This window comes from Mesorhizobium sp. M1365 (genome assembly GCF_040317865.1).
In the GTDB taxonomy this organism is placed as follows: domain Bacteria; phylum Pseudomonadota; class Alphaproteobacteria; order Rhizobiales; family Rhizobiaceae; genus Mesorhizobium.
Window position 1 is genome coordinate 59960 of the sequence record NZ_JAMYLG010000009.1, and the last position, 18970, is coordinate 78929.

The window sequence follows — 18970 nt, forward strand, 5'->3', positions numbered from 1 at the left end:
AAAGGCAAAGGACGAAGACAATGACCATCAATCTGCAGAAGCCGGATATCACCGAGCTCAAGCCGCGCATCACCGTGTTCGGTGTCGGCGGCGGCGGCGGCAATGCCGTCAACAACATGATCACCGCCGGCTTGCGCGGCGTCGAGTTCGTGGTGGCCAACACCGACGCGCAGGCACTGACGATGTCGAAGGCCGAGCGGCTGATCCAGCTCGGCGCGCATGTCACCGAAGGTCTCGGCGCCGGATCGCAGCCTGAAGTCGGGCGCGCGGCGGCGGAGGAATGCATCGACGAGATCATCGATCATCTCTCCAACACGCATATGTGCTTCGTCACTGCCGGCATGGGCGGCGGCACCGGCACCGGGGCGGCTCCCGTCGTTGCCCGCGCTGCCCGCGAAAAGGGTATCCTCACCGTCGGCGTCGTCACCAAGCCGTTCCACTTCGAAGGCCAGCGCCGCATGAAGACGGCCGACATGGGTATCGAGGAACTGCAGAAATGCGTCGATACCCTGATCGTCATTCCCAACCAGAACCTGTTCCGGCTGGCCAATGACAAGACCACCTTCGCCGATGCCTTCGCGATGGCCGACCAGGTGCTCTATTCGGGCGTTGCCTGCATTACCGACCTGATGGTCAAGGAAGGCCTGATCAATCTCGACTTCGCCGACGTCCGCTCGGTCATGCGCGAAATGGGCAAGGCGATGATGGGAACCGGCGAGGCTTCGGGCGAGGGCCGCGCAATGGCCGCGGCGGAAGCCGCCATCGCCAACCCGCTGCTCGACGAGACCTCGATGAAGGGCGCCAAGGGCCTGCTGATCTCGATCACCGGCGGCCGTGACCTGACCCTGTTCGAAGTCGATGAGGCGGCAACCCGCATTCGCGAAGAGGTCGACCAGGACGCCAACATCATTCTGGGCGCCACCTTCGACGAGGAACTCGAAGGCGTCATCCGCGTGTCGGTGGTCGCCACCGGCATCGACAAATCGGCGGCCGAAATCGCTGCCGCGCCGATCGCCATCCGCGCGGCTCCGCCGAAGCCGGTCAGCCGCCCGGCGGCCCAGGTCACGGAAATGCGCCCGGCGCCTGTCCAGCAACCAATCTATGAACCACGTGCTGCCGACCCGGTCGCCGAGGCCATTCAGCTCGCCGAAGCGAATGCGGCAGCGATGGCGCAGGCCCGCCCGGCACCGGTCGCCCATGCGGAAGACTTCCGTCCGCAGAGCAAGATTTTCCAGGCGCCTCCCGCTCAACCGCAGCCAATGATGCAGCCAGCGGTTCAGCAAGCGATGCAGCCCGCTCCGCATCGTGAAATGCCGCAGCCGGTTGCCGCGGCACCCCAGCGCATGCCGCGGGTCGAGGATTTCCCGCCGCAGGTGAAGGCCGAAGTGGAGGCCAAGGCGCGCCCGGCCGACCACGAAAACAGCGGCCCGATGGGCTTGCTCAAGCGCCTGACCAACGGCTTGACCCGCCGCGAAGAGGAGCCTGCAAGGCTGCAGCCGGCGCAGCCGCGCGAACCGAAACTGCGCCAGGCGCCGGCGGAAGTGCGCCGCCTTGCCAGCCAGGATCCACAGCTTTACGCGCCGCGCCGCGGCCAGCTGGACGAGCAGGGCCGACTGACGCCGCAGAGCCGGGCTGTCCAGGAAGACGATCAGTTGGAGATTCCCGCCTTCCTGCGCCGACAGGCCAATTGATCTGTTAACGGTTCGTAACAGTTATTAACAGGCGAGCAGGAAACTGTTCGCCTGTTAATATTAAAAGCAATTTCAAAACAAGGACTTACGGGGCAATCCCGCGCTGGAGCGCGGTTACAACGAGTAAGAAACCGTGATTTGGAGTCTCCCTGCGGGACCATTATCTTCGCCACCGACCAAAGTCGGTTTGCTGGGAGTCTCGGGGAAGTGGCCCTGCCTGCCGATTAATCAAGAGCCGCGCCCTCAGGGCAGATGAAGCGGACCTAGGCAGCATGGGCTATGGGGATTGTTTTGCACGACTATCAGACGACACTTAAATCGCGTGCGACGCTGACCGGCATCGGCGTTCACAGTGGCAATCCGGTCACCGTCCATTTCCTGCCGGCGGACGCCGATACGGGTGTCGTCTTCCAGCTTTCGAATGCAAGCGGAAGCCACGAATTTCGCGCGCTCGTTTCCGAGGTCGGTGCCACCGACCTCTGCACCATGCTCGGCGATCCGCAGGGCGAGCACATTGCCACGGTCGAGCATCTGATGGCGACGCTTTTCGGGCTTGGGATCGACAATCTCGTCATCGAAATCGACGGCCATGAGGTGCCTATCCTCGACGGTAGCGCAGTGATGTTCATCGAGGCCATTGACCAGGCAGGCGTCGAAACGCTGCCGGTCAAGCGTCGCTACATCAGGGTGGTCAAGCCGGTTCGCATCGAGAACGGCGCCTGCTGGGCGGAGTTCCGGCCCTATGACGGCACGCGCTTCGAGATCGAGATCGATTTCGAAAGCCCGGCGATCGGGCGCCAGCTTTTTGCATCCGACATGAACGCCGACATTTTCCGGCGTGACGTCGCGCGGGCCCGCACTTTCGGTTTCATGAAGGACGTCGAGCGGCTGTGGGCGGCCGGCTATGCGCTCGGCTCCTCGTTGGAAAACTCCCTGGTGATCGGCGACGACAACCGCGTGATCAATATGGGAGGCCTGCGCTATCCCAACGAGTTCGCGCGCCACAAGACGATGGATGCGATGGGCGACCTGGCGCTCGCCGGTGCCCGGTTCATCGGCTGCTTCCGCTCCTATCGTGGCGGCCACAGGCTGAACGCAGCTGCGCTGCGCCGTCTCTTGTCCGACCGTTCGGCTTTCGAGATCGTTGAGACGACGCGCCGCGAGCGCGGGCGTACCGCGGAGATGAGCGCCGTCAACGCACCCCTCTATGCGCCCTGGATGATCTGATTCTTAAGGTCTTGCGGCTCCCGTTGCGGTCAAGCTGTGTTGCATGGATGCATCACCGGCCTGCCAAATTACACAGCTTTCCAGGTAGCGCCAAAGCGCCACAAAAATGTGCGATTGGCCGGGGATAGCGTTGCCGGGCAAGGCAATTATGGTTTATGGCTGCTGCCGTCGACTGAAATGACGCCGAAAGGGCGGAATCCAAACATGTTTTTCAAGCGAGTTGGTCAATCGAAGGCGCCGCGGCGGGCTGTTTTCCTGGCGCTTTCGGTGGTCGTTCCATCGCTGTTTCTGTCGGCCTGCATGTCGTCCGAGAAGGACGTCGATCTGTCGACCTATGTCGATCAGACCGAGCCGGCCGACGTGCTCTACAATCAGGGTCTCGCCAATCTGAATGCCGGGCGACTGCAGGAGGCAAGCCGCAAGTTCGATGCCGTCGACCGCCAGCATCCATATTCCGAATTCGCCCGCAAATCGATGGTGATGGGTGCCTTTGCCGACTACCGTCAGGGCAATTACGATGAGGCGATCGGTTCGGCCAAGCGCTACCTGACCCTCTACCCGTCGACCGACGATGCAGCCTATGCCCAGTATATTATCGGGCTGAGCTACTACCGCCAGATCAAGGACATCACCCAGGACCAGAAGGAAGCGCGTCTTACCGCGCAGACGATGCAGGATCTGGTAACGCGCTGGCCGACTTCCGAATATGTTGATGATGCCAAGGAGAAGATCCGCTTCGCCAACGATCAGCTCGCCGGCAAGGAGATGCAGATCGGCCGCTACTATCTCGAGCGCCGCGAATATATCGCGGCCGTTAAACGGTTCCGCAACGTCGTGGAGAACTATTCCAACACACGTCATGTCGAGGAAGCGCTGGCGCGTCTGACCGAGAGCTACTATGCGATGGGGCTGACGTCGGAAGCCCAGACCGCTGCGGCCGTGCTCGGCACCAACTATCCCGACAGCCAGTGGTACAAGGACTCCTACAAGCTCCTGCAGAGTGGTGGGCTCGAGCCGCGCGAGAATGCCGGATCGTGGATCTCCAAGGCCGGGAAGCTGATCACCGGCGCCTGAGCGGCGCGTCACCATGCTCTCCAGACTGTCGATCCGCGATATCGTTCTGATCGAGAAGCTGGACATCGACTTCTCGTCCGGCCTTTCGGTCCTTACAGGCGAAACCGGCGCCGGAAAATCCATCCTGCTCGACGCATTGTCGCTGGCGCTTGGCGCCCGCGGCGACGCTTCGCTGGTGCGGCATGGCGCGGCACAAGGCCAGATCATCGCCGTGTTCGACGTGCCGCGCAACCACGCGGCTCGCATGTTGCTTGCCGAGAATGCCATCGAGGACGACGGCGACATCATCCTGCGCCGCGTCCAGACGGCTGACGGCCGCACGCGCGTGTTCGTCAACGACCAGCCGTCCAGCGTGACGCTGATGCGCGACATCGGCCGTGCGCTGGTCGAGATCCACGGCCAGCATGACGAGCGCGCTTTGGTCGATCCCGGCGCCCATCGCGAGTTGCTCGACAGTTTCGGCGGCCATCTCGGCGCTGCTCGGGCAACCGGCGAGGCGTGGCGGCATTGGCGTACCTGCGAGCAGGAATTTTCACGGCACCGGGCCAAAGTCGAAGCAGCTGCCCGTGAGGCCGATTATCTGCGTGCAGCGGTCGCCGAATTGACCAGGCTCGATCCGCAACCTGGCGAAGAGACCGAGCTGGCCGAATTGCGCGCCTTGATGATGCGTGCCGAAAAGATCGCCTCGGAAATCCATGATGCGCAGGATGTGCTCTCGGGTCCGTCCTCGCCCTTGCCGCAACTGGCCAGCCTGCTCAGGCGGCTGCAGCGCAAGGTCACCGAAGCGCCCGGGCTGCTCGAGGATGTCGTCAAGTCGCTCGACGAGGCGATGCTGTCGCTCGACGCGGCGCAGTCGGGCGTCGAAGCAGCACTTCGCGCCACCGAATATGATCCGCAGCGGCTGGAGAAGGCTGAGGAGCGGCTGTTTTCGCTGCGTGCCGCCTCGCGCAAGCACAGCGTCGCCGTCGATGACCTGGCGCAATTGCGTGACACCATGGCTGCCGACCTTGCCGATCTCGACGCCGGCGAAGAGCGCCTGCAGGCGCTGGAGAAACAGGCTGCGGCGGCGCGCCAGGCCTATGACATTGCAGCGGCCCAGCTGTCGTCGCTTCGCCATGCGGCGGCTGTCGGGCTGAGCAAGGCGGTGATGGCCGAACTGCCGGCGCTGAAGCTCGAACGCGCCGAGTTCATCGTCGAGATCGCTAGCGATGCCGAGAGCCGCATGGAAGAAGGCATCGACCAGGTCGAGTTCTGGGTGCGGACCAATCCCGGCACCAGGCCCGGCCCTATGATGAAGGTCGCTTCCGGCGGCGAGCTTTCGCGTTTCCTGCTGGCGCTCAAAGTCGCGCTGGCTGATCGCGGGTCGGCGCCGACCTTGGTCTTCGACGAAATTGACACCGGCGTCGGCGGCGCGGTTGCCGACGCCATCGGCCAGCGGCTGGCGCGGCTGGCAAAACGCGTGCAGGTGCTTTCGGTCACGCATGCACCGCAAGTGGCGGCGCGCGCGGCGACGCATTTCCTGATCTCCAAATCGGGCGGTGCCGACCGGGTCTCGACCGGCATCGCCGAGATGGACCGGGCGGCGCGGCAGGAAGAGATCGCACGCATGCTCGCCGGTGCCACCATCACCGACGAGGCGCGTGCGGCGGCCGAGCGGCTGCTGCGGGAGAACACCGCGGCAGCGTAGAGCTGTTCATCGTTTCACCGAAACGCCGAACCGCTCTACCTCTTTGTTTCTGCGCAGTTCCGGACGGAAAACCGTTTCACACTTTTCCTGGAATTGCTCCAGGCGAGTTCGTTTCCGGCGCTCGTGACCTGAGTCAGGGTATGGCGCCATCCTGCTGTTCAGGAATGATTTTCTGTGTCTGGTCTCTCCCTCATGAGAAAATCCTGTTCTATTGTGTCGCGCCACCGTGGAGGGAGCAGTGCATGGACGAAAAACCAATCGATTCGCTCAGCGAAAGCGAGGCGGCAAGCGAGTTGAAGCGGTTGGCGCAGGAGATCGCCGAGCACGACCGGCGCTACCATGGCGAGGACGCGCCTATAATCACGGATGCGGAATATGACGCGCTGACCCGGCGCAACCTCGCCATCGAGCAGCAGTTCCCGCATCTTGTGCGCGAGGATTCGCCCTCACGCAGGGTCGGCGCGCCGCCGGCGGAAGGTTTTGCAAAGGTGCGCCACGCGGTGCCGATGCTCAGCCTCGCCAAGGCCTATACCGACCAGGACGTCGCGGACTTCATAGAACGGGGCCGGCGATTCTTTGATCGCGACAAGGAGCTGAACATCGCCTTCACGGCTGAGCCGAAGATCGATGGGCTATCGGCTTCCCTGCGGTATGAAGGCGGTGTGTTCGTGCAGGGGGCAACGCGCGGCGACGGCGTCGTCGGCGAGGACATCACCGCCAATCTCAAGACCATCGCCGATATTCCCAAGACCTTGAAGGGATCGGACTGGCCCGAGGTCATCGAAATACGCGGTGAGGTCTATATGACCTACGCGGAATTCGAGGCGCTGAAGCAGCGTTCGGCGGCGATAGGCGGCCAGGATTACGTCAATCCGCGTAACACGGCGGCCGGATCGCTGCGCCAGAAGGACCCGTCGGTTACCGCCAGCCGCAACCTCAAATTCTTTGCCTACGCCTGGGGCTATACTTCAAAGGATCCAGCTCCGACCCAATACGATTCCGTGCAAAAATTCGCGGAGTGGGGGTTCAAGGTCAGTCCGCTGATGGTCCGGGCAAAGTCGGTCGACGAACTGATCGCGCATTATCACCTTATCGAGGCCCAGCGCTCATCGCTCGGCTACGACATCGACGGCGTCGTCTACAAGGTCGACCAATTGGAGTTGCAGCGCAGATGGGGCTTCGTCACCGGCGAACCACGCTGGGCGATCGCTCATAAATTTCCGGCCGAACAGGCGATGACGACCGTGCTCAGGATCGACATTCAGGTCGGCCGTACCGGTACGCTGGCGCCCGTTGCCCGGCTTGCGCCCGTCACGGTCGGCGGCGTCGTGGTCGAAAATGTCACGCTTCACAACGAAGACTACATCAAGGGTCTGGACAGCAACGGCCAGCCGATCCGCGACGGCAACGACATCCGTATCGGCGACACGGTGGTCATCCAGCGGGCAGGGGACGTCATTCCGCAGATCGTCAGCGTCGTCGTCGACAAGCGTCCGCCAGATGCCGTGCCCTACGAATTCCCGCACAAATGTCCGATCTGCGGCTCACCCGCAACGCGCGAGATCAACGAGAAGACCGGCAAGGAGGATTCCCGCCGACGGTGCACCGGCGAGCTGATCTGCCCCGCGCAGGCCGTGGAAGGATTACGCCACTTTGTGTCGCGCGGCGCCATGGATATCGAAGGCCTGGGCGCTGAAAACATAGACCTGTTCTTCAATGCCGGGTTGGTCAAGACAGCCGCCGATATCTTCACCCTCCGGGACCGCCGTCCCGCCGTCACCAAGGCGCTGGCGGAGCGACGGGAGGAGCAGGCCAGGCAGCGCGAGGCCGCATCGGGCAAAACGCGCAAGAATGTACGCAGCGTCGAGGAACGCAACTATGACGGCCTCGACAAGCTCTTCGCTGCCATCGACGCCCGCCGCGAACCCGAACTCGATCGCTTCATCTTTGCGCTGGGCATCCGCCATATCGGCGAAACGACGGCCGCTGTGCTCGCCCGAACCTTCTCGACGATCGAGGAGTTGATCCGCATTGGCAAGGAGACAGCAGCAGCAGCCGATCCACACACCGTTTTTCCTTCGATCAACGGCATCGGCGATACTGTGATAGGCGCGCTTCGCGATTTCTTCGGCAATGAACGCAACGACGCCGTACTTGAAGCGCTGCTCACACAGGTCCACCCGAAGCCGTACATTGTGAACGTCTCAGCCGATAGTGCGGTCGCCGGCAAGACAATCGTGTTTACAGGCACGCTGGAAAAGATGACGCGCCCCGAGGCCAAGGCGATGGCCGAACGTCTCGGGGCGAAGGTCGCCGGCTCGGTTTCCGCGAAGACCGATCTCCTGGTGGCAGGGCCAGGCGCCGGTTCCAAGCTGAAGGATGCGACCAAATTCGGCATCGAGGTGATCGACGAGGACACCTGGCTGCAGCGGATTGGCAAGGGCGGGTGATGGCGGCTGCGTTCAATGGATTTGGGCAAAAGGCCATTCCCTTCCTCAAGGCGCTGGATTTTCATCAGAGCCGGGAGTGGTTTTTGGAAAACCGCGATCTTTTCGAGCGCGACCTGCGCGATCCCTTCGGCGATCTGGTCGAGACGCTCTCCGAGCGCTTCACGGCATTGGGGCTCGGCCTGCGCGGCGACCGCAAGAAATCGCTGTTCCGGATTAATCGCGACGTGCGTTTTGCCAAGGACAAACGGCCTTATAACCGGCATTTGTCGGCGATCCTTTCGCCCGACGGCACCAAGATGGAACAGGGCGTGTTTTACGTCCATATCGGGCTGGAGCGCTGCTTTGCCGCCATTGCCTGGTGGCAGCCCGGACCGGAGCTATTGCTGGCGCTGCGCAACGCGATCGCGAAGCGGCCCGCTGAATTCCGTAGCCTCGTTGCGGCGCTGAAGAAGAACGGCCTCGAGCTCGACCCGGACGGCTGCATGAAGCGCACGCCGCGCGGCTTCGAGCATATCGCCGAGCCCGATCTCGCTGCCGCGATCCGCAACCGGCATTTTGCCGTCCGGCACGCAATCGAGCCGGCGGATATCTACGGAGCTGGATTGGTCGACGAACTCGTCGACTTCGTCATGCAGGCAAAACCGCTGCTTGACTGGGGCAGGGCGATCGAAGGCAAGGCTTCGCCGCGCTAGGCTCGGAAGCGAGCTTGCCGCGACGCTTCAGCCATCATTTCCGCTGATCGTTTGCCTCAAGCAAATTGGTGTGACAAGCCGGGCCGCTCTCTCTACATACGGCCGTTCCCAAGGAGCGATCGATGTCGGCGGAAGCAATCTCCGAAAACGGAGCGAAAAGCGATTTCTGGGACGGCGTGCGGCTCAGCATGCCCGTCGTGGTGGCGTCGGCGCCGTTCGCGTTGCTGTTCGGGGCGCTCGCAGTCGACAACGGGTTTTCCGTGCTCGAAGCGTTCCTGATGAGCGCAACGGTGTTCGGCGGCGCCAGCCAGATGGTCGGCATCGAGCTGTTCGGCCAGCATGTCGCGCCGTGGCTGATCGTGCTGTCGATCTTCGCCGTGAATTTTCGCCACGTGCTCTATTCGGCTGGCATCGGCCGGCGCATTGCGCATTGGCCGCTGGTGCAGCAGGCGATAGGCTATTTTGTATTGACCGATCCGCAGTTCGCGGTGGCCGAGCGCAAGGCGGAGGCCGGCGAGACCGTCGGGTTCACCTGGTATATGGGCCTTGGGCTGCCGGTCTATGTGTTCTGGGTCATCGAAAGCGCGCTCGGCGCGATGTTCGGCAAGCTTATTCCCGACACCCATGCGTTGGGCATCGATTTCCTGCTGCCGATCTATTTTCTCGGCCTGGTCATGAGCTTCCGCAAGCGGCCGCTGTGGCTGCCGGTGGTCGTCGCCAGCGCTGCCGCCTCCATTATTGCATACAAAACGGTCGGCTCGCCCTGGCATGTCTCCATAGGTGCGCTGGCGGGCGTGCTGCTCGCCGTCATCCTGCCGCCCCGCCACAGCGGCGTGGGGGCACGGCCATGAGCACGACCTTGTGGATCATCATCGCCGCTTCGATCGCGACCTATCTGACCCGCATCGGCGGTCATCTGGTGATCTCCCGCTTCGATCATATCCATCCGCGCGTCGAAGCCGGGCTCAGCGCCGTTCCGGCGGCGGTGCTGACGACGCTGGTGGCGCCGGCGGCCGTGAGTGCCGGGCCGGCGGAATGGGCAGCCTTGATCGTCGCCGGCCTGGTCTCGCTGCGTGGCGGCCTGATGGCGATGTTCCTGGCGGGTGCTGCCGTGCTGATCCTCGCCCGGCAGCTCGTCGGCTGATCGACTTTTGCCTTGGCGGCGAGAGCACACATGCGCTTTACCGCAGCGACTATTGCCGCGCCGACCCGCGACAGGCTCAGCCGGACCGCCTCCGATCTCTCCTGGTGGGCGCGACGCACGGCGTCGGTATAGAGCGCTTCGCGCTGCTTCGGCGTCAATGCGCTTAGATCGGTCGGCTGGATGCCGAAGGGCTTACGCGACATTTCCATCTCCCCTGGTTTGCCGTGTTGATCGGCAGCTACACCGGCGATTTACGGGAAAGGCATAATCAGTTAAAATGAATAATTAAGATCGTTATGTTCTCCAGGAGAGATGTATGGATTTGGCCGATCTGCGCATCTTCCGCACGGTGGTGCGCGAGGGCGGAATCACCAGGGCGGCGGAAAAACTGTTTCGCGTGCAGTCGAACGTGACCACACGCATCCGGCAGCTCGAGGAGGATCTCGGCGTGCAGCTGTTTATCCGGGAGGGCAAGCGCCTGCACGTATCGCCGGCCGGTCACAGATTGGTCGGCTATGCGGATCGGCTGCTGGCGCTTGCGGAGGAGGCGCGAACGGCGATGCTCGATCCACGCCCGCGCGGCACTCTTCGCCTAGGTGCTATGGAGAGCACCGCCGCGGCACGGCTTCCAAGTCTGCTCGCCGAATACCATGCACGGCATCCCGAAGTGGAAATCCAGTTGCGCACCGGCAATCCGCAGGTTCTCGCGACCGCCATGCTTGCCGGTGAGCTCGATGCAGCGTTCGCCGCCGAGCCGATCGCTGACGTTCCGTTCGAAAAGCTGCCCGCATTCCACGAGCAGCTGGTCATTGTCTCGGCGGCATCGCGCGTTTCGGTCGAAGACCACCTGGACATGCCCAAAACCATGATAGCCTTCGAGCACGGTTGTCCGCACCGCAAGCGGCTGGAACAATGGTATGCGCGCAGAGGGTTCATGGCCGAGAAAACCATCGAGCTTGGTTCATACCATGCCATCCTTGGTTGCGTGGTGGCTGGCATGGGCATAGCGCTGATGCCGAAAAGCGTGCTTTCGGGTTTCCCGGAAAGCCGCTGGCTAAAGCTGCACGAACTGCCCTCTGACGAAGACAACGCCGTCACGGTGTTGTTCTGGCGCAAGGGAGCCGGTTCTCCCAACGTCACCGCTTTGCAGGGACTGCTTGCGGAGCAAAGCCTGTCAACCGGCGTTGCCGCCGCGGCTATTGCTTGAAGTCGTGCGGCAGCGGCGCGGTTGCCTTTTCCAGCCAGGCCAGCGTTTCGCCGTCGAGCATCGGTCCGATCTCGGCCAGTACGCGCGCATGGTATTCGTCAAGCCAATGCAACTCGTCGCGGGTTAAAAGGTCCGATCGGACCAGCCGCTTGTCGATCGGCGCCAGCGTCAGTGTCTCGAAGCCGTGCATGGCGATGTCGCCGCCCTCGATTGCCTCGGCCGGTGTCACCAGAATCAAGTTCTCGATGCGGATGCCGTAGGAACCTTCCTTGTAATAGCCGGGCTCGTCGGAGACGATCATGCCGGCCAGCAGCTTTTCGGTACCGGTCTTGGCGATACGCTGCGGGCCCTCATGCACGGCAAGATAGGAGCCGACACCGTGCCCGGTGCCATGGGCGAAATCGCAGCCGTGTCTCCATAGCGCCAGGCGCGCCACTGCATCGATTTCGGAGCCGCGCGTGCCCTGGGGGAAGCGCAGCATGGAGATGCCGATCATGCCTTTCAGCACCAGCGTGAAGCGTTCGCGCATCTCTTCCGTTGGCGTGCCGATCGGCACGGTGCGGGTAATGTCGGTGGTGCCGTCCTGGTACTGCCCGCCGGAATCGAGCAGGAACAGCTCGCCATCCCCCAGCTTGCGATTGGTGGCGCGGGAGACGCGGTAGTGCATGATGGCGCCGTTAGGACCAGCGCCGGAGATGGTATCGAACGATACGTCGCGCAGCGGCATCTGCGTTTCTTCGCCGGTCTGACGGCGCGTCTCCTCAAGCCTGGTGACAACGGCGATTTCGTCGAGCGTGCCGGGCTTCTGGCGGTCGAGCCAGCACAGCAGCTTGGCGACCGCGGCGCCGTCGCGGCGATGTGCGGCGCGTGCGCCGGCGATCTCAGCTTTGTTCTTTGTTGCGCGTGGAATGCGGGCCGGATCGGCCGTGGCAATGACGGTGCCGCCATTATCCTCGACCAGCATTCTGAGCTTGTCCGCCGCGAGAACCGGGTCCAGCGCGATTTTTGCGCCGCCCTTGGCCCGGGTGACGACTGCCGATTCGAATTCACCTGGTTCGTGCAATTCGGCGAGCTGCGTCAGGTAGGCCGCGACGGTGCGCGAAAACTTGCGCTGGTCCATGAAAAGCAGATGCGAGCCGTCGGCGGCGAGCACGGCAAAGCCGAGCGCCAGCGGTGTGTGCGGTACGTCGCCGCCACGGATGTCGAACGCCCAGGCGATGGAGGAGGGGTCGGTCAGCACGGCATGGGTGGCGCCGTCCTTCTCGATGGCCGCTGCCAGCCGCACCAGCTTGTCCTTGGCCAGTTCGCCGGCAAAGCCGATCGGGTGGATCTCGACCGGTGCCAGTGGCGGCCCGGGCTGGTCCTGCCAGATCGCGTCGATCGGATTCTCTTCGAGCGGCACCAGTATCGCGCCGGATTTCTCGGCCGAGGCCTTCAGCGCCTTGACGTCGCTGATCGTATGCAGCCACGGATCGAAGCCCAACCGCACGCCCTTGCCGAGATTGTCCTTGATCCAGTGGGCCGGCGGGCTGTCGACAAGGCTCTCGATCGAAAAGATGTCGAGATCGACCTCCTGGCGCACCTGCAGCGTGTAGCGCCCGTCGACAAACATGACGGCGCGCTCGCCAAGCACAATGGCGACGCCGGCCGAGCCGCTGAAGCCGGTCAGCCATTTCAGCCGTGCCGAGCGGTCGGCGACATATTCGCCCTGGTGCTCGTCGGCACGGGGCACGATGAAGCCATCCAGCCCGTTCGCCGCCAACCATTGGCGCAGCATTGCTACGCGCGGCTTGCCAACAGCCGGATCGCCGGCGGAATCGAAGGTCTGGAACATGTCGGCTCTCCTCGAATGCTGGCGCGACCGTAGCGCATGACTTCGAAAATCGGAATCGATTTTCGGACCGATCATTCCCGGTTGCTGCGTGTCTCTTTGCGCATGGACGCCATGCAGAATCGACGATTTCAAAAAGCGTCAGCGGAGCTTACCTTCTTAATGTGGAGGAAAAGTCCGGTTGCCCTGCAAAGGAGACCGTCATGTCCACGATTTCACCTAGACGCGGATTTTTCAAAAACGCTGTGAAAGCGCTGATCGAAGCTCGCCAGCGCGAAGCGAGCCGGTATGTGAGCGGCGTTCTGCTTGGCTTTGACGACGAAACGCTGAAAGCTCACGGCTACGATCGCGAACAGCTGAAGAAAGCGGCGAACTCGCGCTAAGTCCGAGCGGATTCCGACTGCGTTGAAGGCGCTGCGCCTCAGCGCTTGAGGTGAATCGTCACCCAGCCCTCGCGGTGCAAGGTGCGGACGTGCCGGAATTTCTGGCCGACATAGGCCGCGATTACCGCATCGCGCTGGCGCTCGAGGATGCCCGACAAAACGATCGAGCCACCGAGCGCCATATGTCCGGCCATTTGCGGCGCCAGACGCATCAGCGGCCGCGCCAATATGTTGGCGACGATCAGGTCGAAGGGCGCACGCGCGGCAAAGATCGGGTGGTGGAATCCGGGAGCCGTCACTGTTTCGACGAGCCCCTTGACGTGGTTCAGTCGCGCATTGGCGGCGGCCACCTTGACGGCGACCGGGTCGATGTCGGTCGCCAGCACCGGTATATGCGCGAGCTTGGCCACCGCGATGGCGAGCACCGCGCTGCCGGTGCCAAGGTCGAGCGCGTTGCGCGGATGCTCGCGCCGTATGACCTGCTCCAGCATTTCGAGGCAGCCGGCGGTGGTGCCGTGATGGCCGGTACCGAAGGCAAGGCCGGCCTCGATCTCGATCGCGAGTTCGCCGCTGTGTCGCTTCCTGCGGTCATGCGCGCCATGGACGAAGAAGCGCCCGGCCCGCACCGGCTTCAATCCCTCCAGCGAGCGCGCCACCCAGTCGATGTCGGGCAGCGTTTCGCGCGCTATAGGCTTCGACAGCGACAGTCCGGCAAGTACATCCCTGAGCCGCGCCTCGACCGCATGGACGTCGTCGCCGGCATAGAGCGATACTTCGTGGATGTCGCGGTCCTCGTCGACCTCGAGCACCGCAATCGGCAGGCCCTCATCGTCGAACGCCGCACCGAGCGCCGCGAAGATGCGATCAGCCTCGATCTTGCCCGCGGTGAAATACAAACGCGTCTGCGTCATTACCGGATGTGTCAACCTTCCGCCGCCAGCCGTTTGAGCTTGGCGATGGCGGCGTCCGGGCTTTCGCCATAGGCAATAGTGCCGGCGAAATCGCCCTTGGCATTGAGCAGCAGCACCGAAGCGGTGTGGTCCATCGTGTAGTCGCCGTCGTTCGTGTCGACTTTCTTCCAGTAGATGCCGAAGGACTTGGCCATGGCGTGGACCTTATCCGGATCGCCTGATATGCCGAGGATGCGATCGGAGAAATTGCTGACATAGGTGTTCATGATTTCCGGCGTATCGCGCTCCGGGTCGACCGTAACGAAATAGGCACGCAGGTTCTTGCCGTCGTCGCCCATCGTCTTCAGCCAGGCGGCCAACTCGAAAAGCGTGGTCGGGCAGACTTCCGGACAATGCGTGAAGCCGAAGAAGACGACGCTGGGGTGGCCGCGAAACGCGGCTTCGGTGACCGGCGCGCCCTTCTGGTCGACCAGCGTGAACGGTGCTCCGAACGGCTCGCCGCCATAATGTCCGCGGTACCAGTCGAAGGTGAGCCAGCCGATTCCGGCGGCCATCAGGACGAGAATACCGACCAGAATTGAACGCATCATCAGTGAAAGTCCGTCGTTATTCCATCGGGCGCCGGGTTGGCGCCGTGAAGGCCCTGGCTTGGCGAACACTCTTAGCGGTTCGGTCGCGCCGACGCAAAGATGTCGCGTTGCCGCAACCGGCAATCCTGTGGGAGGCGATCTGCTTGCAAAGCGCTGCCGTTCGTCCCACCTGAGGTCGGCAAAATTTGAACCGCAGGAGGCCTCTTTGCGAAAACTGATTGGCGGCGCGTTAGCCGCATGCCTTGTCATTGGCGCCGGCGCGGCCGCCGCCGAGGAAGTCGGCAAGGTCGGCGTCGATTGGCTCGGCAACGATATCATCGTCGAGGCGATCAAGGATCCGAAGGTCGAGGGCGTGACCTGCCACGTCTCCTATTTCGACCGTGGCGTGATCGACCGCCTGCAGAAAGGCAACTGGTTCGAGGACCCGTCCGATTCCTCGATCTCCTGCCGCCAGACCGGGCCGATCACCATTGGCGACATCGACATGAGCGAGGCCGGCGAGGAGGTGTTCAAGCAAGGCATCAGCCTGATCTGGAAAAAGCAGGTGGTGAACCGCATCTACGACAAGGCCAACGAGACGCTGATCTACCTGTCGCATTCACGCCAGGTGCAGGATGGCTCGGCAAAAATGTCGGTCACCACCGTGCCGCTCTACGGCCAGAACGTGGTGTGGACCAGCGGCAAGCCGAAATAGAGACTTAAGGTGCTACAGTGTCCTTGGCGCGTCCAAACTGATGCGCGGCGCTGCACTCGGCTTGCGAGACTATGCGCGCGGGCGTAAAGCGCCCGCATGGACCGTCCTGAACACCTTGTCCTAAAAGATCCCGAGCCGCGCATCCATCCGACGGCGGAGCTGAAGGCGTGCAAGCTTGGACGTTATGCGTCGATCGGCGAGCGCGTCATCCTGCGCGAGGTGATGGTCGGCGACTTTTCCTACTTCGAGCGCCACGCCGAGGCGATCTATACGACGATCGGCAAATTCTGCTCGATCGCCGCCAACAGCCGCATCAATGCGCTGGAGCATCCGGTCGAGCGGCTGACGCAGCACAAAATCAGCTATCGGCCCAACGAGTACTTCCGCTGGCTGGGTGTCGATCAGGCATTCCGCGACCGGCGGCGGGCGAGAGCCGTCAGCATCGGCCACGATGTCTGGATCGGCCATGGCGCCGTGATCATGCCGGGCGTGGCGATCGGCAGTGGCGCGATCGTCGGTGCCAACTCGGTGGTGACGCGCGACGTGCCGGCCTATGCAATCGTCGCCGGCGTTCCGGCCACGCCATTGCGGCAGCGCTTCAGCGCGGGAACTGCGGCCCGGATCGAACGTCTTGCCTGGTGGGACTGGCCGGTCGAGAAACTGGCCAGGGCAGTCCCCGACATGCAGGCCTTGCCCATCGAGGCTTTCCTCGACCGCTGGGAAAACGGCGCGCCCTGACTTCGGGGCGTATCTGCAAGCGGTCCGACGGCCTGCGCGATCTGCTCCTCCAACAATGTACCCGCGATCTTCCGCCACGAGGGAACCAGGAGCGGCTGCCAACTGTTTCTGCAGACACAATGAACTCGGCTTCCGTCCGGGTTCGTCGCCCGGCTGTTGAGGGAGTTTGAATGATTGAGAAGCTTTTCACCAGGATCGCCAACAACGTCGCCCATTTTGCCGGCCTGCCGCCGACGTTTGCCGTCTGTTTCCTGATCATCGTCGTCTGGGCGGCAAGCGGGCCGATGTTCGGCTTTTCGGACACCTGGCAGCTCGTCATCAACACCGGCACGACGGTCGTCACCTTCCTGATGGTGTTTCTCATCCAGAACACCCAGAACCGCGATGGCGCCGCGATCCAGGCGAAGCTCGACGAATTGATCCGGGTCAGCACAGCCCAGAACACCTTCATCGGTATCGAACACCTGACTGAGACCGAGGTCGAAGAGATCCGCAAGAAATGCGAACAGGCAGCGAAGCGGCATGATCAGAAGCTTGCCGAGTTGGCAGCCGAGAAAGCCATGGCGAAGAAGCGGAACACGAAGAAGCACGCAGCGGCGTGATATAAAGGTCCGGCGCATACCTGCGGATCCGATTCTTTGCTCTGGTGATCTTCGGTTCGGGATCATGCGCTGCGTGTCATGAATGCCGCGAAAGCATCCTTGTAGTCCGGATGCCAGCGCGACAGAGCAGGACGGTTCTCAATGATATCGCCAATTGCCCAGGCCATGCGCTTTTCGTCCATGGGCCGGGTCGCCTCGTTATCGGGACACAGGATGTAGAAATCGCCACGCAGCAGCGAGGCCAGCATGAAGTCGATGACCTGCTCGCCGGTCCAGGCGCTGGCCGGCTTTTCGGTCGCACCTTCGGTCAGGCCGGTAAAAGTGAACCCGGGAATGAGCAAATGCGCCGCGACATTGGCGCCGGGCTCGTTGCGCAGCGCGTGTGCAAGGCCCTCGGTATAGGTCTTCACGCCAGCCTTGGAGACGTTGTAGGCGAGGTTGCCAGGCGGCGTGGTAATGCCTTGCTTGGAGCCGGTGTTGACGATCAGGCCGGGCTTTCCCGCCGCCAGCATGCGCGGCGCGAAGGCCTCGACGCCATGGACGACGCCCCAGAAATTGATGTCCAGCAGTCGCTTCCAGGCGTCACGGTTCTCCCAGGGCTTGCCGGGGTTGTTGCCGACGCCGGCATTGTTCATCAGCAGCGAGACGTCGCCGAAAGTGCCGGATGTCCGTTCGGCCAGCCGGTCGAGGTCTTCGGCCCTCGAGACATCGGTGGCGACGGCAAGTACGGCGCTCTGCCCGCCGATAGCAGCGACGGCGCGGGCAGCCTCATCAAGGCGTTCGCCGCCGATATCGGCCAGCACGATCTTCATGCCCATCGCCGCCAGCCGTTTGGCGGCGGCAAGGCCGATGCCGCTGGCCGCGCCGGTAATGACGGCGACATTGCCGGAGGCAAGTGCAGGCAGGGCGGTCTGGATCTCGGCGTCGGTGGTCATGATTTTCTCCTGTTCTGGCCGCGGCGAACTTAGCGCGGAAAAAGGCTCGCGCAAGCCGGTCCCGGCATCTTCGGGTTGACCGCATCGGCGGGCGCTGCGCATGCTGATATCGAAAAAGGAGACCTGACGATTGACCGACTGGATCGAGATCCTGAAAGAACAGACCGCCACCGGCGACCAGATGAGCCGCGAGGTACCGCAGATGCTCGCCAATCCCGACATCAGCGAAGCGCAAGTTATGACGCTGTTTTCGGCGCTCGAAAAACAGGCCGAATTCGTCGAAAAGCTGCGTATGGCGCTGGAAAAATTCGGCCATGATTTTTCAGTGATCAAGGCGGCCGAGCGGCTGGAGGAGCGCTACGCCGACCTTGCCGCGTCGGTAGCGGAAAAGCTGAAAGCAATGCGAGGCTAGACGGGGCCTATTTCTCAATCAGCCGCTCGAAGCGCCTGTCCGGCACGAACCAGATCATCGCCACCAGGACATAGATCGAGACACCGATCCAGTGATTGACGAAGGTCAGCGCGATGGCGGAAAGATAGAGGACCAGCGAGATCTTTCCCTTGAGGTCATTGCCCAACGCCCTGGCGAAAAGGGTCTCGTTGCCGTGCAGTCGATGCAGGGCCATGGTGAGGATGTTGAAGCCGATGGCGCAGAGCGCCAGGTCGACGCCATAGACGGCAACCGGCACCGGCGCGAAATGGTTCTCACCCATGAAGGCTGTCGTCGCCGGCATCAGCGATAGCCAGAACAGCAGGTTGAGGTTCGCCCACAGCACGCGGCCGTCGACCCGCTGCACGGTATGGAACATGTTGTGCAAATTGTTCCAGTAGATGCCGACATTGATGAAGGACAGCACATAGCTGAGGAAGATCGGCCAGAGTGGTGCCAGCGCGGAAAAATCCTCGCCATGCGGCACCTTCAATTCCAGCACCATGATGGTGATGATGATGGCGACCACGCCATCGGTGAATGCCTCGACTCGTCCCTTGCCCATGAATCTCCCCTGACAATCCGCTGAAGTTAAAAGAGGATCTCGCTCAGCGCCATCGGCAAAGCTGCCAAACTTGTCAGGAGCAAGCCGGGGAGGGGGAACGGCTGACGCGAAAAAGGCGT

19 protein-coding genes are annotated in these 18970 nt (G+C 62.7%); 14 read left to right on the top strand and 5 right to left on the bottom strand.

The window, feature by feature from the left end:
- Positions 1-20: 20 nt before the first annotated feature.
- From ftsZ to NKH04_RS13405, 9 genes are all read left to right on the top strand, one after another.
- On the top strand, positions 21-1691 hold the full coding sequence (gene ftsZ / locus NKH04_RS13365; RefSeq protein ID WP_254818983.1) for a cell division protein FtsZ: 1671 nt from the start codon (positions 21-23) through the stop codon (positions 1689-1691).
- Between the two features lie 279 nt (positions 1692-1970).
- Positions 1971-2918 (top strand): UDP-3-O-acyl-N-acetylglucosamine deacetylase, encoded by a 948-nt coding sequence (gene lpxC, locus NKH04_RS13370; RefSeq protein ID WP_352471566.1) that lies wholly within the window; start codon positions 1971-1973, stop codon positions 2916-2918.
- Between the two features lie 204 nt (positions 2919-3122).
- Entirely contained in the window at positions 3123-3992 is an 870-nt protein-coding gene (locus tag NKH04_RS13375; RefSeq protein WP_353044424.1) for an outer membrane protein assembly factor BamD, read from the top strand.
- A 13-nt stretch (positions 3993-4005) separates the two neighbouring features.
- Positions 4006-5679 (top strand): DNA repair protein RecN, encoded by a 1674-nt coding sequence (gene recN, locus NKH04_RS13380; RefSeq protein ID WP_353044425.1) that lies wholly within the window; start codon positions 4006-4008, stop codon positions 5677-5679.
- 242 nt (positions 5680-5921) lie between these two features.
- Positions 5922-8129, top strand: a complete 2208-nt coding sequence (ligA, locus tag NKH04_RS13385) for an NAD-dependent DNA ligase LigA (protein WP_353044426.1) — start codon at positions 5922-5924, stop codon at positions 8127-8129.
- On the top strand, positions 8129-8821 hold the full coding sequence (locus NKH04_RS13390; RefSeq protein WP_353014979.1) for a DUF2461 domain-containing protein: 693 nt from the start codon (positions 8129-8131) through the stop codon (positions 8819-8821). The genes ligA and NKH04_RS13390 overlap by 1 nt, the downstream gene beginning before the upstream one ends.
- A gap of 122 nt (positions 8822-8943) precedes the next feature.
- Complete coding sequence (locus NKH04_RS13395) at positions 8944-9672, top strand: AzlC family ABC transporter permease (protein ID WP_352501053.1); 729 nt, start codon at positions 8944-8946, stop codon at positions 9670-9672.
- Entirely contained in the window at positions 9669-9965 is a 297-nt protein-coding gene (locus NKH04_RS13400) for an AzlD family protein (protein WP_352501052.1), read from the top strand. The genes NKH04_RS13395 and NKH04_RS13400 overlap by 4 nt, the downstream gene beginning before the upstream one ends.
- A 316-nt stretch (positions 9966-10281) precedes the next feature.
- Positions 10282-11172 (top strand): LysR family transcriptional regulator, encoded by an 891-nt coding sequence (locus tag NKH04_RS13405; protein ID WP_352705175.1) that lies wholly within the window; start codon positions 10282-10284, stop codon positions 11170-11172.
- Here NKH04_RS13405 and NKH04_RS13410 read toward each other — a convergent pair.
- Positions 11162-13006, bottom strand: a complete 1845-nt coding sequence (locus NKH04_RS13410) for an aminopeptidase P family protein (protein ID WP_353044427.1) — start codon at positions 13004-13006, stop codon at positions 11162-11164. The two genes, NKH04_RS13405 and NKH04_RS13410, sit on opposite strands and share 11 nt — an antisense overlap.
- Before the next feature lie 200 nt (positions 13007-13206).
- Here NKH04_RS13410 and NKH04_RS13415 point away from each other — a divergent pair, with 200 nt between their 5' ends.
- Positions 13207-13386 (top strand): hypothetical protein, encoded by a 180-nt coding sequence (locus NKH04_RS13415; protein WP_352450114.1) that lies wholly within the window; start codon positions 13207-13209, stop codon positions 13384-13386.
- A gap of 38 nt (positions 13387-13424) precedes the next feature.
- Here NKH04_RS13415 and NKH04_RS13420 read toward each other — a convergent pair whose 3' ends face one another.
- Both NKH04_RS13420 and NKH04_RS13425 read right to left on the bottom strand, forming a co-directional pair.
- Complete coding sequence (locus NKH04_RS13420) at positions 13425-14297, bottom strand: 50S ribosomal protein L11 methyltransferase (RefSeq protein ID WP_353044428.1); 873 nt, start codon at positions 14295-14297, stop codon at positions 13425-13427.
- An 11-nt stretch (positions 14298-14308) separates the two neighbouring features.
- Complete coding sequence (locus NKH04_RS13425; protein WP_353044429.1) at positions 14309-14887, bottom strand: SCO family protein; 579 nt, start codon at positions 14885-14887, stop codon at positions 14309-14311.
- Positions 14888-15092: 205 nt separating this feature from the next.
- On the opposite strand from NKH04_RS13425, the gene NKH04_RS13430 reads away from it, so the two are divergent.
- The 3 genes from NKH04_RS13430 to NKH04_RS13440 all read left to right on the top strand — a co-directional run bounded on the left by NKH04_RS13430 (position 15093) and on the right by NKH04_RS13440 (position 16921).
- Positions 15093-15581, top strand: a complete 489-nt coding sequence (locus NKH04_RS13430) for a CreA family protein (RefSeq protein ID WP_023676745.1) — start codon at positions 15093-15095, stop codon at positions 15579-15581.
- 96 nt (positions 15582-15677) lie between these two features.
- The gene (locus NKH04_RS13435) at positions 15678-16319 is read left to right on the top strand and encodes a DapH/DapD/GlmU-related protein (protein ID WP_353044430.1); all 642 of its coding nucleotides are present in this window, start codon (positions 15678-15680) and stop codon (positions 16317-16319) included.
- Between the two features lie 170 nt (positions 16320-16489).
- Entirely contained in the window at positions 16490-16921 is a 432-nt protein-coding gene (locus NKH04_RS13440; protein ID WP_031211766.1) for a low affinity iron permease family protein, read from the top strand.
- A 62-nt stretch (positions 16922-16983) separates the two neighbouring features.
- Here the strand turns inward: NKH04_RS13440 and NKH04_RS13445 are convergent, their stop codons facing one another.
- Entirely contained in the window at positions 16984-17856 is an 873-nt protein-coding gene (locus tag NKH04_RS13445; protein WP_353044431.1) for an SDR family NAD(P)-dependent oxidoreductase, read from the bottom strand.
- 130 nt (positions 17857-17986) lie between these two features.
- Between NKH04_RS13445 and NKH04_RS13450 the strand changes: the two genes are divergently transcribed.
- Positions 17987-18268, top strand: a complete 282-nt coding sequence (locus NKH04_RS13450) for a hypothetical protein (RefSeq protein WP_023676741.1) — start codon at positions 17987-17989, stop codon at positions 18266-18268.
- Positions 18269-18275: 7 nt separating this feature from the next.
- On the opposite strand, the gene NKH04_RS13455 is transcribed toward NKH04_RS13450, so the two are convergent.
- Positions 18276-18851 (bottom strand): TMEM175 family protein, encoded by a 576-nt coding sequence (locus NKH04_RS13455; RefSeq protein WP_023676740.1) that lies wholly within the window; start codon positions 18849-18851, stop codon positions 18276-18278.
- Positions 18852-18970: the final 119 nt, after the last annotated feature.